General features: G+C 66.7%; 13 protein-coding genes. 5 read left to right on the top strand and 8 right to left on the bottom strand.

The window, feature by feature from the left end:
- Positions 1–2: 2 nt before the first annotated feature.
- From J0H39_06420 to J0H39_06405, 4 genes are read left to right on the top strand one after another with little or no spacing between them, the layout of a single operon-like run.
- Positions 3–3170, top strand: a complete 3168-nt coding sequence (locus J0H39_06420) for an efflux RND transporter permease subunit (GenBank protein ID MBN9496369.1) — start codon at positions 3–5, stop codon at positions 3168–3170.
- Positions 3167–4288, top strand: a complete 1122-nt coding sequence (locus J0H39_06415) for an FAD-binding oxidoreductase (GenBank protein MBN9496368.1) — start codon at positions 3167–3169, stop codon at positions 4286–4288. Before J0H39_06420 ends, J0H39_06415 begins: the two co-directional genes overlap by 4 nt.
- Positions 4289–4297: 9 nt before the next feature.
- Positions 4298–4648, top strand: a complete 351-nt coding sequence (locus J0H39_06410; GenBank protein ID MBN9496367.1) for a helix-turn-helix transcriptional regulator — start codon at positions 4298–4300, stop codon at positions 4646–4648.
- An 18-nt stretch (positions 4649–4666) separates the two neighbouring features.
- Entirely contained in the window at positions 4667–5266 is a 600-nt protein-coding gene (locus J0H39_06405) for a hypothetical protein (GenBank protein ID MBN9496366.1), read from the top strand.
- Here J0H39_06405 and pyrC read toward each other — a convergent pair whose 3' ends face one another.
- From pyrC to J0H39_06365, 8 genes are read right to left on the bottom strand one after another with little or no spacing between them, the layout of a single operon-like run.
- Positions 5267–6304, bottom strand: coding sequence for a dihydroorotase (pyrC, locus tag J0H39_06400; protein ID MBN9496365.1), 1038 nt, complete (start codon positions 6302–6304; stop codon positions 5267–5269). It abuts the gene before it with no gap.
- A gap of 26 nt (positions 6305–6330) precedes the next feature.
- Positions 6331–7161 (bottom strand): sulfite exporter TauE/SafE family protein, encoded by an 831-nt coding sequence (locus tag J0H39_06395; protein ID MBN9496364.1) that lies wholly within the window; start codon positions 7159–7161, stop codon positions 6331–6333.
- A 41-nt stretch (positions 7162–7202) separates the two neighbouring features.
- Positions 7203–8972 carry an asparagine synthase (glutamine-hydrolyzing) gene (gene asnB, locus J0H39_06390; GenBank protein MBN9496363.1) on the bottom strand — a complete coding sequence of 590 codons (1770 nt, stop codon included), beginning with the start codon at positions 8970–8972 and terminating at the stop codon, positions 7203–7205.
- A complete protein-coding gene (locus tag J0H39_06385; protein ID MBN9496362.1) occupies positions 8973–10001 on the bottom strand; it encodes a glycosyltransferase in 1029 nt (342 codons plus the stop codon).
- Positions 9998–11005, bottom strand: a complete 1008-nt coding sequence (locus J0H39_06380; GenBank protein MBN9496361.1) for a glycosyltransferase family 4 protein — start codon at positions 11003–11005, stop codon at positions 9998–10000. The genes J0H39_06385 and J0H39_06380 overlap by 4 nt, the downstream gene beginning before the upstream one ends.
- A 4-nt stretch (positions 11006–11009) precedes the next feature.
- The gene (locus J0H39_06375; protein MBN9496360.1) at positions 11010–11762 is read right to left on the bottom strand and encodes a glycosyltransferase family 2 protein; all 753 of its coding nucleotides are present in this window, start codon (positions 11760–11762) and stop codon (positions 11010–11012) included.
- A complete protein-coding gene (locus J0H39_06370) occupies positions 11759–12724 on the bottom strand; it encodes a glycosyltransferase family 9 protein (protein MBN9496359.1) in 966 nt (321 codons plus the stop codon). Before J0H39_06370 ends, J0H39_06375 begins: the two co-directional genes overlap by 4 nt.
- Complete coding sequence (locus J0H39_06365; protein ID MBN9496358.1) at positions 12703–13707, bottom strand: glycosyltransferase; 1005 nt, start codon at positions 13705–13707, stop codon at positions 12703–12705. The genes J0H39_06370 and J0H39_06365 overlap by 22 nt, the downstream gene beginning before the upstream one ends.
- A 95-nt stretch (positions 13708–13802) precedes the next feature.
- On the opposite strand from J0H39_06365, the gene J0H39_06360 reads away from it, so the two are divergent.
- Positions 13803–14699, top strand: a complete 897-nt coding sequence (locus tag J0H39_06360) for a folate-binding protein YgfZ (GenBank protein MBN9496357.1) — start codon at positions 13803–13805, stop codon at positions 14697–14699.
- Positions 14700–15108 lie beyond the last annotated feature (409 nt).

Raw genomic sequence — 15108 nt, 5'->3', positions numbered from 1 at the left:
CGATGGTCCTCTCCGAAGTTTCGATCAAGCGTCCGGTCTTCGCGACCGTCATTTCGCTGCTCATCCTGGTGCTCGGTTTCGCGGCCTATTCCCGCCTGCCGGTGCGCGAATATCCCGCGATCGATCCGCCGATCGTGTCGGTGACCACGATCTACAAGGGCGCTTCCAATCAGGTCGTCGAAAGCCGGGTGACGGAACTCGTCGAATCGGCCGTCGCGGGCATCGAAGGCGTGAAGACGATCACGTCGAACAGCCGCGAAGAACGCTCGCAGGTTTCGATCGAATTCCGCCTCGGCCGCGATATCGACGCGGCCTCCGCCGACGTGCGCGACCGCGTGGCGCGCATCCGCTCGCGCTTGCCGACGGGCGTGGACGATCCGATCATCGCCAAGGTCGACGGCGACCAGCGCGCGATCGTCTGGTTCACCCTCGCCTCCGACCGTTTCTCGCAGCTCGAACTCACCGACTACGCCAAGCGCAACATCGTCGATCGCCTGTCGATCGTGCCGGGCGTGGCGCAGGTTTCGATTTCCGGCGAGCGCCGCTATTCCATGCGCGTGTGGATCGACCGCCAGGCACTGGCCGCGCGCCAGCTGACGGTCGAGGACGTCGAAAACGCGATCCGCCGCCAGAACGTCGAATTGCCGTCGGGCCGCATCGAATCCACCCAACGCGAATTGACGGTGAAGACCGATTCGCGGCTGTCGAATCCGGATCAGTTCCGCGACATCGTGCTGAGCACGCGCCAGGGCTATCAGATCCGCCTGGGCGAAGTCGCGCGCGTGGAAGTCGGGCCGGAAGACGAACGTTCCGGCATCCGCGCCAACGGCAAGACCGCGATCGGCATCGGCGTCGTGCGTCAATCGACCGGCAACACGCTGACGGTCGCGGATGGCGCCAAGGCGGAAATGACCCGCATCGCGGAGAATTTCCCCGAAGGCATCCAATTGATGATCGGCTACGACGAGTCGATCTTCATCGCGCAGTCGATCTACGAGGTCTATCACGCGCTGATGATCGGCGTGGCGCTGGTCGTCGCCGTGATTTTCGTCTTCCTGCGCTCCTGGCGCGCGACGCTGATCCCGACGCTGGCGATCCCGGTTTCGATCATCGGATCGTTCATGGTGCTGGCGGCTTTGGGCTATTCGCTCAACGTGCTCACGCTGCTCGCCCTCGTGCTCGCCATCGGCATCGTCGTCGACGACGCGATCGTCGTGCTCGAAAACATCCATCGCCGCATCGAGGACGGCGAGCCGGTGCTGCTCGCCTCGATCCGCGGTTCGAACCAGATCGCCTTCGCCGTCATCTCGACCACGCTGACGCTGATCGCGGTGTTCGTTCCGATCTCGTTCATGGAGGGCAATACCGGCCGCCTGTTCACGGAGTTCGGCATCGCGCTCGCCGCCGCCGTGCTGTTCTCGGGCCTCGTCGCGCTGTCGCTGACGCCGATGCTGTGCTCCAAGCTGCTCACGTCGCATTCCGGCGAAGGCAAGCTGTACCTCATGACCGAAAAGATCTTCACGGGCATGAACGCGGGCTATCGCTGGCTGCTGGTCCGCGCTTTGGGCGCGCCGATCGTCGTGCTGGCCGGCGGCGTGGCGATCTCCGCCGCGGCCTACGGCTTCTGGAGCGTGCTGCCCAAGGAATTCGCGCCGGTCGAGGATCGCGGCACGATCATTATCCCGATTACGGCGCCCGAGGGCGCGTCGTACAACTATACGCGCGATTCGGTCGCCCAGATCGAACGCGTGCTGCAGCCCTATGTCGATTCCGGCGCGGCCGCGGGCATCATGGGCAATATCGCGCCCGGCTTCTCGCGCCCCGCCCCGGTAAATTCGGGTCTGGTGTTCCTGCGGTTGAAGCCGTGGGGACAGCGCTACAAGGATTCGGAGAACGGCGCGCCCAAGCCGCCGGGCCGCGAAATCAAACAGCAGGATATCGTGCGCGAGATCTTCCCGCGCATCACCGGCATTCCCGGCGTGCGCGCCGCACCGGTCAACCCGCCTTCGCTGGGCCAGCGCGGCTTCCAGCCGCCGATCCAGTTCGTCATCGGCGGCACGAGCTACGACACGCTGCGCGATTGGCGCGACCGCGTGATCCAGCGCGCCAGCCGCGACCCCCGCTTCCTGAACATGGACTCCAACTTCCGCGACACCAAGCCGGAGCTGCGCGTGCGCATCGACCGCGCGCGGGCCGCCGATCTGGGCGTGCCGATCGACACGGTCGGCCGCACGCTGGAAACGATGTTCGGCTCGCGCAACGTCTCGACCTATGTCGACCGGGGCGAGGAGTACAACGTCATCCTTCAGGCGCGCACGCAGGACCGCGCCACGCCGGCCGACCTCGCCGGGCTGTTCGTGCGCTCCGCGACGACGCAGACGCTGATCCCGCTGTCCTCGCTGGTGACGATGACCGAGGCAGCCGGCCCGGCCGAGCTCAACCGCGTCGACCGGTTGCGCTCGATCACGATCACCTCGTCGCTCGCACCCGGCTTCACGCTGGGCGAGGCGCTGAGCGAGCTCGAAAAAATCGCCGCCGAGGAGCTGCCGCCCGAAGCGCGCATCTCGTATCAGGGCCAGAGCCGCGAGTTCAAGGAATCGGCCTCGTCGCTCTACTTCACCTTCGGCATGGCGCTGCTGATCGTGTTCCTGGTGCTGGCCGCGCAGTTCGAAAGCTGGATCCACCCGCTGATCATCATGCTGGCCGTGCCGCTGGCGCTGACCGGCGGGCTCGGGATCCTTTACCTCACCGGGATCTCGCTCAACATCTACAGCCAGATCGGCATGATTTTGCTGATCGGCCTGATGGCGAAGAACGGCATTCTGATCGTCGAGTTCGCCAACCAGCTGCGCGACGAAGGCCACGACATCCCGTCGGCGGCGCTCGAAGCCTCGGTCGCGCGTCTGCGCCCGATTCTGATGACCTCGATCGCCACCGTGTTCGGCGCAATCCCGATCGCCGACGCGCGCGGGGCGGGTGCGGAATCGCGCGAAGCGATCGGCTGGGTCATCATCGGCGGCGTGGCGTTCTCGACCGTGCTGACGATCTTCGTGATCCCGGCGCTGTACGTGCTGTTGGCGCGGTTCACCAAGCCGATCGGCGCCATCGCGGCGAAGCTCGCGCACCAGGAACGCGCGCACGAAAGCCGCCAGCCGCAAGCGGCCGAGTGACGCGCTACGACGTCGCGATCGCCGGGGCGGGAATCCTCGGCGCATCGGCCGCATGGCGGCTCGCGCAAGCGGGGGCGAAGACCCTGCTGTTGGAAATGGAGGCGCGGCCTGGGTATCACACCACGGGCCGCTCCGCCGCCCTCTACGAAACCGCCTATGGCTCCGCGATCATCCGGCATCTGACGATCGCGTCGGGGCCGTTTTTTCGCGAGCCCCCGCAAGGCTTCGCCGATCATCCGTTGCTGACCCCGCGCGGCACGATGTTCGTGGCGGGACCCGACGGTGCCGCCGCCTTCGATCAAGCCCAAGCGGAAGCCTTGCCCGGCACGGTCGCCGAGATTCCGGCCGCCAAGGCGCTGGAACTTTGCCCGGTGCTGCGTCCCGACTGGACGAAGCGGGTGCTGTACAACGCCGACGCCGAGGACATGGACGTCGCCGCGATCCATCAAGGCTATCTACGCGGCTTCAAGGCGGCGGGCGGCACGCTGATTTGCGATGCCGGCGTGCGCGGCCTTGCGCGCGAAACCGGCGGCTGGCGGATCGACACCTCCGCCGGCGTCTTCGCCGCCGCGAATATCGTCAACGCCGCCGGCGCATGGGCGGATGAAGTCGCCGCCTTGGCCGGGCTTGGCCCCATCGGCTTGGTGCCCAAGCGGCGCACCGCCTTCGTGTTCGAAACCGCCCATGACGCGCACGCTTGGCCCTTCGTGTGCGAGATCGCGGAGAAGTTCTACTTCAAGCCCGATGCCGGTTTGATCTTCGCCTCGCCCGCCGACGAAACGCCGTCGCCGCCTTGCGACGCGCAGCCCGAGGAACTCGACATCGCCGAATGCGCCGCGCGGATCGAGGAAGCGACGACGCTGGAAATCCGCCGCATCCGCCGCAAATGGGCGGGCTTGCGCTGTTTCGTCGCGGACAAGAAGCCGGTCGTCGGCCGCGATCGGGCGGCGGAAAATTTCATGTGGCTCGCCGCCCCCGGCGGCTACGGCATCATGACCAGCCCCGCTTTGGGCCGGCTTTGCGCCGCCCTGGTCCTGGGCTTGGATTTGCCCGCCGATCTAGCCGCGCACGGCGTCGACGCGGCCGAACTCGCCCCCGCCCGCCTCGCTGGGCTATAAGGGGGCGCGATGAACACCGCCGACCTTCAAGCCAATGCCCGGCGCGCTTCGGCGCTGCTGAAAGCCATGGCGAACGAACGCCGCCTGATGATCCTGTGCCATTTGGCGTCGGGCGAAAAAAGCGTGGGCGAAATCGAAGCGCTGGTCGGTCTGTCGCAATCGGCGTTGTCGCAGCACCTCGCGCGCTTGCGCCGCGACAAGCTGGTCGAAACGCGGCGCACCGCCCAATCGATCCGCTACCGCCTGTCGGGCGGCGAGGTCGAAGCGGTGCTCGGCACGCTTTATGGACTTTACTGCGCGCCCGCCGCCGGGCGCGCCAAGCCCGCGCGCGGACGCAATGCCGCCGAGACGCGGGCCTGATTTTCCGGGAGACACACGATGCGTGCCATTTTCGTCGCGGCCCTGCTGGCCCTTTCGCCGTGGTTCTCCCACGCCCAGGAAGCACCGGCCTTCGATCCCGCCGCCCCGGGCCGTTTGACCGCCTTCGTCTATCGAGAGGTGCCGGCGACGGCCGCGATCAAGATCACGCCGCTTGACGATTCGCGCGAGAACCGTCGCCTCGCCCAAGCCTTCGAACGCGCGCTGGAACGCGTCGGGCGCAAGGTCGATCCGCGCAGCGCCTCGCTGTCGTTGAGCTTCACGACCGAGATCACGCAAAGCGGCCGGCCGGGCCCGACCACCGGCACCTTGGGTGTGATCGAAGGCAGCCGCGATGAAGCGCGCGTGCGCCTCAATCTCTATTCGACGACGCAGGATAGTCTGGCGACGGGCCCGCGCCGTTCGGACGGCGGCACGCCCAGCGTGCGCTATATGCTGACCGCGATCGTCGAGGATGCGAGCGGCAGCCGCCTGTGGCAGGCGAGCGCCACGCTGAACGGCACGCCGGCCGAGGAGCAGACCGCCTATGCCGCGATGGCGGGCGTGATCGCCGAGGAATTCGGCAAAATGGTCCGCCAGCGCAGCTTCCGCGTCGAGTAATCAGACCACGCCGTCGAAGCGCCACGGGATCGTCTTGCCGCCCAGGAAGGCGACGACGCCCGTCCCCGCCGCCGCGACGCGATCGGGGATCGCGTTCGCCGCACGGCTCAACGCGATCTTTTGCTTGTTGACCGGCAGGCCATAGAAGGCCGGGCCGTTCAAACTGGCGAAGGCTTCGAACTTGTCGAGCGCCTTTTCCTCGTCGAAGACCTGCACATAGGCTTCGAGCGCCGCGGGCGCGTTGAAGATACCCGCACAGCCGCACGCCGCTTCCTTCGTCTCGACCGTATGCGGGGCCGTATCGGTGCCCAGGAAGAAACGCGCATCGCCGGACGTCGCGGCTTTGCGCAGCGCATCGCGATGGATCGCGCGCTTGGCGATCGGCAGGCAATAAAGATGCGGGCGCACGCCGCCTTCGAAGATCGCATTGCGATCGATGATCAGATGATGCGGCGTGATCGTCGCGGCGGTGTCGACCTTCTGCGCCAGCACGAACTCGGCCGCTTCCTTTGTCGTAATGTGCTCGAACACGATCTTCAAACCGGGGAAATCACGGCGCAGCGGCGCCATCACCCGGTCGATGAAGGTTTTCTCGCGATCGAAAATATCGACGGCCTTGTCGGTGACCTCGCCATGGATCAGCAGCTTCATGCCGATCTTCTGCATGCGCGCCAGCCCTGCCTTGATCTTGGCGATATCGGTCACGCCATGCGCGGAATTGGTCGTCGCGTGCGCGGGATAAAGCTTCGCCGCGACCCAAACGCCCTCGGCGTAGCCGCGCTCGAGTTCGTCGGGATCGATCCCGTCGGTGAGGTACACCGTCATCAGCGGCTCGAAGCCCGGGCCCGCCGCCTTCCGGATACGCTCGCGATAGGCCGAAGCGGCGGCGGCGGTCGTGACCGGCGGCACCAAATTGGGCATCACGATCGCGCGGGCGAATTGACGCGCGGTGTAGGGGGCGACGGCGTCGAGCATCGCGCCGTCGCGCAGATGCACATGCCAATCGTCGGGCCGGGCGATGACGATGCGGTCGGTCACGTTTTCTCCCTTTCAGGAGATCGACATTAGAAGAGCGTCGACAGCATCCGCAAGCCCACGATCGCCAGCACCACGCCGAAAGCGCGGCGCAAGGCGGGCTGCGAGATCGCATGCGCGACTTTGGCGCCGTAGCCCACGCAAGGCAATTGGGCGGCCAGGATCGCCAAGCCCGCCGGCAGGCTGACATAGCCGATCGAGAACGGCGGCAAATCGGCGACATGCCAGCCGCCGGCGATGAAGCCGAGCGTGGCCGGGATCGCGATGAACAAGCCTATCCCCGCCGCCGTTCCCACCGCCATGCGGATCGGGAAGGAGAACAGCGACAGCGTGGGCACGGCCAGCGTGCCGCCGCCGATGCCCATGATCGACGACAAGCCGCCGATCATAAGCGCCATCACGCGCTGGCCGATCGGGCCGGGCAGTTCCTTGCGCAGCGCGACGCCGCCCGGAAACGCGACCATCTGCACCGCGACGATGACCGCCACGCCGCCGAAAATCCCGGCGAGCAGGCGCCCATCGACCAGCGACGCGAAGGCCGAGCCCAGGATCGCGCCGAGGATCGCGGGCACGAGCCAGCGCTTGAGCAGCGCTTCGTCCAGCGAGCCGCGCTTGCGGTGCGCGCGCGCCGAAATGATCGAGGTGGGAATGATGGTCGCCAGCGACGTCGCGACCGCGACCTGCATGCGGATCGATGCGTCGATGCCCGCATGCGTCAGCACCCAGAACAGTGCGGGCACCACGACGATGCCGCCACCCACGCCCAAAAGCCCCGCCAGAAAACCCGCGACCGCACCCGAAACCGCGATCACCGCCAACAGCAACACGACGGCCGACGCGCCGCCCTCCAAATCCAGCATACTTTTCGTCCCTTAAATCGAAGCGAGGGCTTAGACCACTTCTAGCGCGCCGTGTCGAGCGCGTGGAACACGTCGCCCGAAGGTGCCATGCATCGCACATGCCGCCGGTGCCACAGCGCGTAGAACAACAAGGTCCAGCAGGCGAAGCCCGCGCGCTTCTCGGAAGCCGCCGAAAACAAGCGCAAAACCGCGCCGGGCTTGACGATCTCGGCCACGCCGGGATTGGCCGCGACCAAAGGTCCGAGCCGGTTTGCGTCCGCCGCAATCCAGCTCTGCACCGGCACGGTGAAGCCTTGCTTGGGTGCGAACGCATTCGCCTCGGGCAATGCCGTCGACAGCCATTTGCGCAGCAGGAATTTTCCCCAGCGCTTGCGCACTTTCAACGCGTCTGGCAGGCGGAACGCGAAATCGGCGACAGCGGGATCGAGGAACGGCGTGCGCCCTTCCACGCCATGCGCCATCAAGCAGCGATCGAGTTTGCCCAATAGATCGTTGGGCAACCAGTCGGCGACATCGACCGCCTGCGCCACCTGCAAGCGCGTGCGCCCATTGTCCGCCGCCAGCGATTCCGCCGCCGCGATGCCCGAACGCCATGTCGCCGCCGGGATCGCCAGCGCGTCGAGCCCGTCGAAACTGCCCTTGCGGCGCATCGCGCGCCCGCCCATCCACCACGGCCGCATGGCGCTGCGATAGCGGCCATAGCCGCCGAATAATTCGTCGCCGCCTTCGCCCGACAGCACGACCTTGAATCCGCGCTTGCGCGCCATGCGCGCTAAGCCCCAAGTCGGCACGATCGCGTAATCGGCGGCGGGATCGTCCATCGCGGCGGCGATCGCGGGCAGATCGGCGAGGAAATCGTCGCGCGTCACCGGAACTTCGATCAGCTCGGCGTGCGCGGCTTTGGCCACGCGGCGCGCCGCGTCGCGCTCGTCGGCCGCCCCCGTTTCGGGGAAATAGGCGGTGAAGGCCGTGACCGGGCGTTCGTTCAAGCGCGCCATCATCGCCAGGACGGCGGAGGAATCGATCCCGCCCGACAGGAACATGCCGTAGGGCACGTCGGAGCGTTGATGGAGGCGCACGCTTTCCTCGAACACGCGATCGAATTCGTAGGCCGCGTCGCGCTCGCTTTTCGCGATCGGCCCGCCGGCGGGCAACGCGTCGCGGCGGCGGCGCTCGACGATTTTGCCCGCATGGACGATCAGCGTTTCGCCGGGAACGACACGCTGGATGCCGGGGAAGATCGTGTCGCGGCCGGTGGTGAATTGAAGTTCGAGGAGTTCGAGCCGCGCATTCGCCTCGGGCGGTTCGCCGCCGAACCCGGCGGCGCGCAGGCATTGCGGCTCGGATGCGAATGCGAAGCCCCGCGCATCTTCGGCATAATAAAGCGGCTTGATGCCGAAGGGATCGCGCGCCAGCACCAAACGTTTGGCGCCGGGATCGTGGATCGCGATTGCGTACATACCACGCAACGAATTGGCGAAATCGGCGCCGTCGCGCACATACAGCGCAAGCGGGCTTTCGCAGTCGGATTTCGTGCGATAGGGAAAATCCGGCTGCTTCTGCCGCAGTTCCACATAGTTGTAGATTTCGCCATTGCCGATCAGCGCCGTGCCGTCGGGCGCGAATAACGGTTGATCGCCGGTCGCCAGGTCAATGATCGACAAGCGGCCATGCGCCAGCGCCGTATCGCCCGCGATATGCGTGCCCGTGCCGTCGGGCCCGCGATGCGCCATGGCAGCGAGCATCGCGTCGATCGCCGTTTGCGGCGGCCGCGTGCCGTCCTTGGTCATCATCCCGGCGATGCCGCACATTCAGCGATACTCCTTGGCGGCACGGGCGATGAAATCCTTATAGGCGCCGATCACCTTTGCCTCGCCGAACTCGCCCGCGTGGCGCGCTTGGCCGGCCGCCCCCAGATCGTCCGCCAGCGCGCGTTCGGCGAGCACGCGATTGAGCGCTTGCGAGAGCGATATGGCGTCATCGATGGGCACCAGCAAGCCATCCTTGCCGTCGCGAATCAAGGCACCGGGGCCTTGGCTCGCCGCCGCGACCACCGGCTTGCCGCGCGCCCAGGCTTCGATCACGACATTGCCCAGCGGCTCGTGCCGCGACGGGCAGACCAGCACGTCGCACGCTTCGATCAACGCAGTCGAGTCCGCGCGCCAGCCGAGGAAGCGGACGCGATCGCCGAGCTTGGCGGCTTGCGCTTTGAGTTCGCCGTCGAGCGGCCCCGCCCCGGCGATCCAAAGCTGCGCGTTCGGCACGTTTTCCATCGCCGCAATCGCCACATCGAACGCTTTGTTCGTATGAAGGCGGCCGAGCGCGAGGACGATCTTGTCGGCACCTTCACGCGATGCGGGTACCACCGGCGTCGCATCGACGAAATTCGGCAGATAATCGACACGCGCGGCGGGCCAGCCTTGCTTGACGATCCAATCGCAAATGTCGCGCGTGTTGCCGATCAGGTGATCGCAACGCCGGTAGTATTTGAGATCGTAGTAGCCGCCGAGCCGGCCGACATAGGCCGGGCGCGACTTGGTCAGCGCCTTGGGCGGCAATTTGGCGGCGGCGCGGCTCATAAAGGCGAGAGCGACTTCCGCGTTGAAATCGTCGAACAGAGATTTCAAACGCCAGGGCGTCGCAAGATCGAATACCCCGCCGAACGAGAGTGCGACGGGATCGACACCCTTCGCCCGCAAGCGCGATTTGCGATCCGCATCGGCGCGGATCGCCACGCGCTGTTCGATGCCGTTCGCCTGCAACGCCACGACGAGGCGCTCGAAGAAGGCTTCCGCCCCGCCGACCTTGGCGCCCGCCATCAACGACACGAGCCGCGTCATGGTAGCAGCCTTTCGAAGTCGGCCGCCATGTCGGCCCAACCGCGCTTGTTTTGCGTCGCCAAGCACGCGCGATGCTGGGCAAGCCACAGCGCGTCCTCGCTCAACAGGCGCCGCGCGGCATCGACGAATTCCGCTTCGGATTTCGCGACGAATCCGGTTTTGCCGTCGATGACGCGTTCGGGCAAGGCGCCACGCGCATAAACGACGCAGGGCACGCCCAAGGCCTGGGCTTCCGCGACCGACAGACAAAACGTCTCGGTCGGGTCGCCGGGGTAGAGAAACACGCGCGCCCCGCGCAGCACATCGATCAACGCATCGCGTTTGACGAAGGGGCGCAATTCGATGCCCGTAACGCCCGCCACGCTGGCGAGCGCCGCTTCCATCGCCGCCCGCGTACGCGGCTTAGCGGCATAGAGATCCGCACCCGAATGCGCGAGCAGCTTGGCGCCTGCGACATCGATCCTCGGCCAGAGTGCCGCGAGTTCCGACAAACCCCGCAGCGGATTGGCGGCATAGAGCGCCACCGGCGGCGGAACGGCGCGCAATGCTTCGTGGCGATACGCGTCCTCCAAACCCAACGGGATCACCACGCGTTCACCGCCCGGCAGCCAGGAAGGCGCCAAGCGGCGATGGGATTGGCTGACGAAGACCAGCGTGGGTTTGCGGCGCCACAAACGGCGCAGATAGCGGAACTTCTTCAGATAGCGCGCGTCGTTATGCAGCCAAAAGGCGATGCGCTTGGCGCCGGGCACGCGATCCAACACGCGGTCGCCGCGATTGGCGATGTAAAGATCGGCATCGTCCGGCATCGGGCCCGAGACCGGCGCCCATTCGACGCCGGCGACGTTACCGCGTTCGTCCGTATTGCTGAACGCCGCCACATCGTGGCCGCGCGCGGCCAAGCCTTCGGCAAGGCGCAAAAACGCCGTTTCGCCGCCGCCCAACGCGCCGGCACTGCGGCCGTCGAACGCGATCCCGTCGTCGGCCAGGACGATGCGGGCCACGTGCCTATTCCTTCTCGTACTTGGCTTTCAGATGCGACACGAGCGGATACAAACCCGCCAATGCGGCGATAACGAGGCCGTACCCGCCCTCGCGATAGCCCTTGCGCGCGACGAAGCATTTCCAGAACCGCGAGAAGAAGCGCCGCACATAGCGCGACGTCGGATCCGGATCGCCCTTGGCGCGCAGATCGATCGCGCGCGCCGAGGTGTAGCGATCCAAACGGCGGATCGTTTCGGAAAGATTGCGATCGACGTGATGGATCAGTCGCGCGGTCAGGGGGGCTCCTTCGACGCCGTCGAATTTCAATGACGGATGCACGCGCTCGCGACCCCAGATCTTGGCGCCTTTGCGGAACAAGCCGGGATAGGCGTTCTTACCGAACGACGCGCCCCAGCCATAGCGCACCAAACGTTCGCCGATATAATTGTCGACCGGGATCAGATGGCGCGAAGCGGTCGAATTCGACACCACCGCCCGAATCTCGGCGCCAAGTTCGGGCGGCACGATTTCGTCGGCATCGACTTCCAAAATCCACGGGCCCGCACACGCCGCGATCCCGGCATTGCGCCGATCGCCTTCGACATCCCACCCGCCTTCGATGACGCGCGCACCATATTTCTCGGCCACCGCGCGACTGGCGTCGGTCGTGCGGTCGAGCACGACGACGATCTCGTCGGCGAAGGCAATCGCCGCGAGGCACGCGGGCAAGCGCGCTTCCTCGTTGCGGGCGACGATCAGGGCGGAAAGCTTGGTCATGCCGCCCTCGCCTGCACGCGCGACAGAAGATCGTTGGCCGCGCGCTCGGCCATTTCGACACTCAGCGAGTCCATCAGGCCGAGAGCGCCCTTGGGCTGGAAATCGATCTTGGCGAACAACTCGGCCTTGCTTTCGGGCGTGCGCACGAAGGCGGCGTTCGGGCCCCAGGGGCGGAAATGCCGATCCTCCGACGGGCCGAACAGCCCGAGCGTGGGCACGCCCGACGCGGCGGCGACATGCATCAAGCCTGAATCGTTGCCGACATAAAGCGACGCGCGCGAAATCGCCGCCGCGACCGTGCCGAGATCTTCGGTGCCGACGAGGTCGAGCGCGTTGCCGCCCAACAAGGGGGCCGCCATCTCACGCTCGCCCGGCCCGCCGACGATGGCGACGCGGGCACCCGCCAGCGCGGCACCCTGCGCGATCAAACGCAGCGCGAGTTCGCGAAAGCGCGTCGCGGCCCAGGCCTTGCCCGGCCAATTCGCCGTGGCGCCGAGGACGAGCCATTTGCCGTTGCCCATCAGCGCTTCGGCGCGCGCAAGCGATTTGGGCGAATGCCACAGACGCGGGCTTGGCGTCGGCGACAGATTCAACACACGCGCGGCATCCTCGACGCGATGCAGCGCATCATTGCGGCCGGACAGGATCGCGCGTTTCTTGGCGAGCAAGAACCACGTGAGGCCGGAGCCGCGCATATCGATCGCGATATCCCATAATTGCGGCAGGCATTTCGCCCATAGCGAAAACCAATGGCCTTTGAACGGCGCTTTGATCATCGGGATCGTCGCCGCGCGCCCGGGCACGGCGTCGAACAACGGGGCGGCATGCGGCCCGCACGCGATCGTCACCCGCAAATCGGGATGCGCGTCGATCAAATGCGCCAGAACGCCCGAGGTCAAAACCGCGTCGCCGATCCGGTTGGAGGTGACGAACAGCGCCTTCACGCGAACAGCTCTTCCCATTCCGCGGCGGCGATCGCCCAGGTTCGGCCGCGCCGCAGCGTCTTGCAATTGCCGGAATAGCGCGCATGCGTGTCGGCCGAGGTGAGCAATTCTACCGCCGCCTCGACGAACGCGTCGTCGGACGCCGCGAGCTTGCCGGTCACGCCATCGGCCACGCGATCGAACGCCACGGCGCTTTGCATGAAGCCGATCACCGGCAAGCACGCGGCCTGCGCTTCCATCAGAACGATCGCGGCGGGTTCCTCCGCCAGCGAAGGATGCAGCAATCCGCGCGCTTGCCGATAAGCGTCGGCCATTTGCGGATCGGGCTGCGGCGGATGCACGGTGACGCCCGCACTCGCCCAGGCTTGGCAAAGCTCGTGAACGGGGCGCACGGCGGCGGGCACGTCGCCGCCCCAGCGCCCGCGATCGAGCATCGCCGAATAGACGCGCAATTCCGCATTGGGCACGGCGGGACGAATACGCTCGGCGAACAAACGCACGAGGCGTTCGAGCCCGCCGAGCGGATGGCACACGGTCAGCAGCCGCGGCGGCTCGGCCGGATGCACCGGAAAATCGTCGAGGAAGGCATGGCCGGGTGCCGGCTCGACGACATGCGTCGTCAAACCATTGGCGTTCAGCCAGCGGTCGCGCTGCGGCTTGGTGTGGAACACCACGTCCGGGCGCCACGCGCCGAAGGACGACACGGCGGCGGGCACGTCGAGCGACGCGGCCGTGCCGTGCGCCCAAACGAAGCGCTTTTCCGCATGCGGCGCATGGGCGAGCAACGCGGGATCGTCCACCGCGATGGCGATTTCCGGGTTGGCTTTGGGTTCTTGCGTCCAGCCGAGCCAATCCACACCGTCGCACAAGGCCGGGAAATCCGCCTTGTTGATGACGCTAACTTCGTGCCCGCGCTGGGCGAGGGCCGCCGCCAAATAGGCGAGTGCCCGGGGGCCCGCATCCAGCGGCCGGCTGGTGGGGCCGAAACCGTCGAACGGCACCGACGATTCGACGAAACAAATCCTTTTTCCCATAGGGACTTATAGGCCGCACCCTTGGGCTTGCCAAGGCCGGGCGGGCCCCCTATCTCCAGCCTATGACCGCGCCCGTTTTCGCCGCCCTGCCCGCCCGTGCCGTGCTCGCCGTTGCGGGCGAGGATCGCAAGACCTTCCTGCAAGGCCTGATTTCGGCGGACACGCTGAAACTGTCGCCGACGCGCGCGGGCTATGGCGGGTTCCTGACCGCGCAAGGCCGCTTCCTGCACGAATTCATGCTGGCCGAAGCGGGCGATACGATCCTGCTCGATGTCGAGGCCGCGCGTATCGACGATCTCGCGAAACGGCTGAAGCTTTACAAGTTGCGCGCGAAGGTGACGATCGCACCCCGCCCCGATTTCGAAGTCGCGATCGCCTGGGGCGACGGCGTCGCCGCGAAATTCGGTCTCGACGCCGCCCCCGGCACGGCGCGGGAAGAAGGCGGCGGCGCGATCTTCGTCGATCCGCGCTTGGCCGAATTGGGTCTGCGCGCGATCCTGCCGTCCGGCCGCTTCGCCGAAATCGCGTCGGCCGCCGGACTGGCGCATGGCGATCCTGCGGCTTACGACGCGCTGCGCGTGAAGCTGGGTGTGCCCGACGGCAGCCGCGATCTTCCAGTCGAGGACGCGCTGCTGCTGGAGAACGGCTTCGACGAGCTCTCGGGCGTCGATTGGAAAAAGGGCTGCTATATCGGCCAGGAACTGACCGCGCGCATGAAGTATCGCGGGCTGGTCAAAAAGCGCCTCGTGCCCGTCGCGATCGATGGGCCCGTCCCCGCCCCCGGCACGATCGTCAAACTCGGCGAGGCGGAAGCGGGCGAGATGCGTTCTGCCGCCGGTGCCATGGGCCTAGCGCTGCTGCGCCTGGAAGCGATGGCGAAGGCGGCGGCGGAAGGCATTCCGCTCCAGGCGGGCGATGCGACGCTGACGCCGCACAAACCCGCCTGGGCGAATTTCTAGAGTTCCGTCATCCCGGGCAAGCCGACGCGTGAGCGACGGCGCGACCCGGGATCCGAGACCCCGGCTCTCGCTTGCGCTCGGCCGGGGTGACGATGAAGATTATTTCTTCTTCGACTTCTTCGCCGGCTTCTTAACCGGCGCCTTTTTCTTCGGCGCGGGCTTCTTCGCGATTTTCTTCGCCGGCGCCTTCTTGACCGGTGCCGCTTTCTTCTTCGCCGGCGCGGCCTTCTTCACCGGCGTCTTTTTCACGACCGGTTTCGGCGCTTGCTTCTTCTTGCCCGGACGCGCCGTCGGGGCCGCGAAATTGCGTCCGGCCGAAACGCGCGAACCGGCCGCACGGCGTCCGGCCGAAATCAGCACGCGGTTATGGCGCTCGGTGCTGGGCTTGGCGGTCGGCTTCGCCGCGGCC

This window comes from Alphaproteobacteria bacterium, assembly GCA_017308135.1.
In the GTDB taxonomy this organism is placed as follows: Bacteria; Pseudomonadota; Alphaproteobacteria; order CACIAM-22H2; family CACIAM-22H2; genus Tagaea.
The sequence above is the reverse complement of the archived record's forward strand: the minus strand, read 5'-3'. Positions and strand labels throughout refer to the sequence as shown.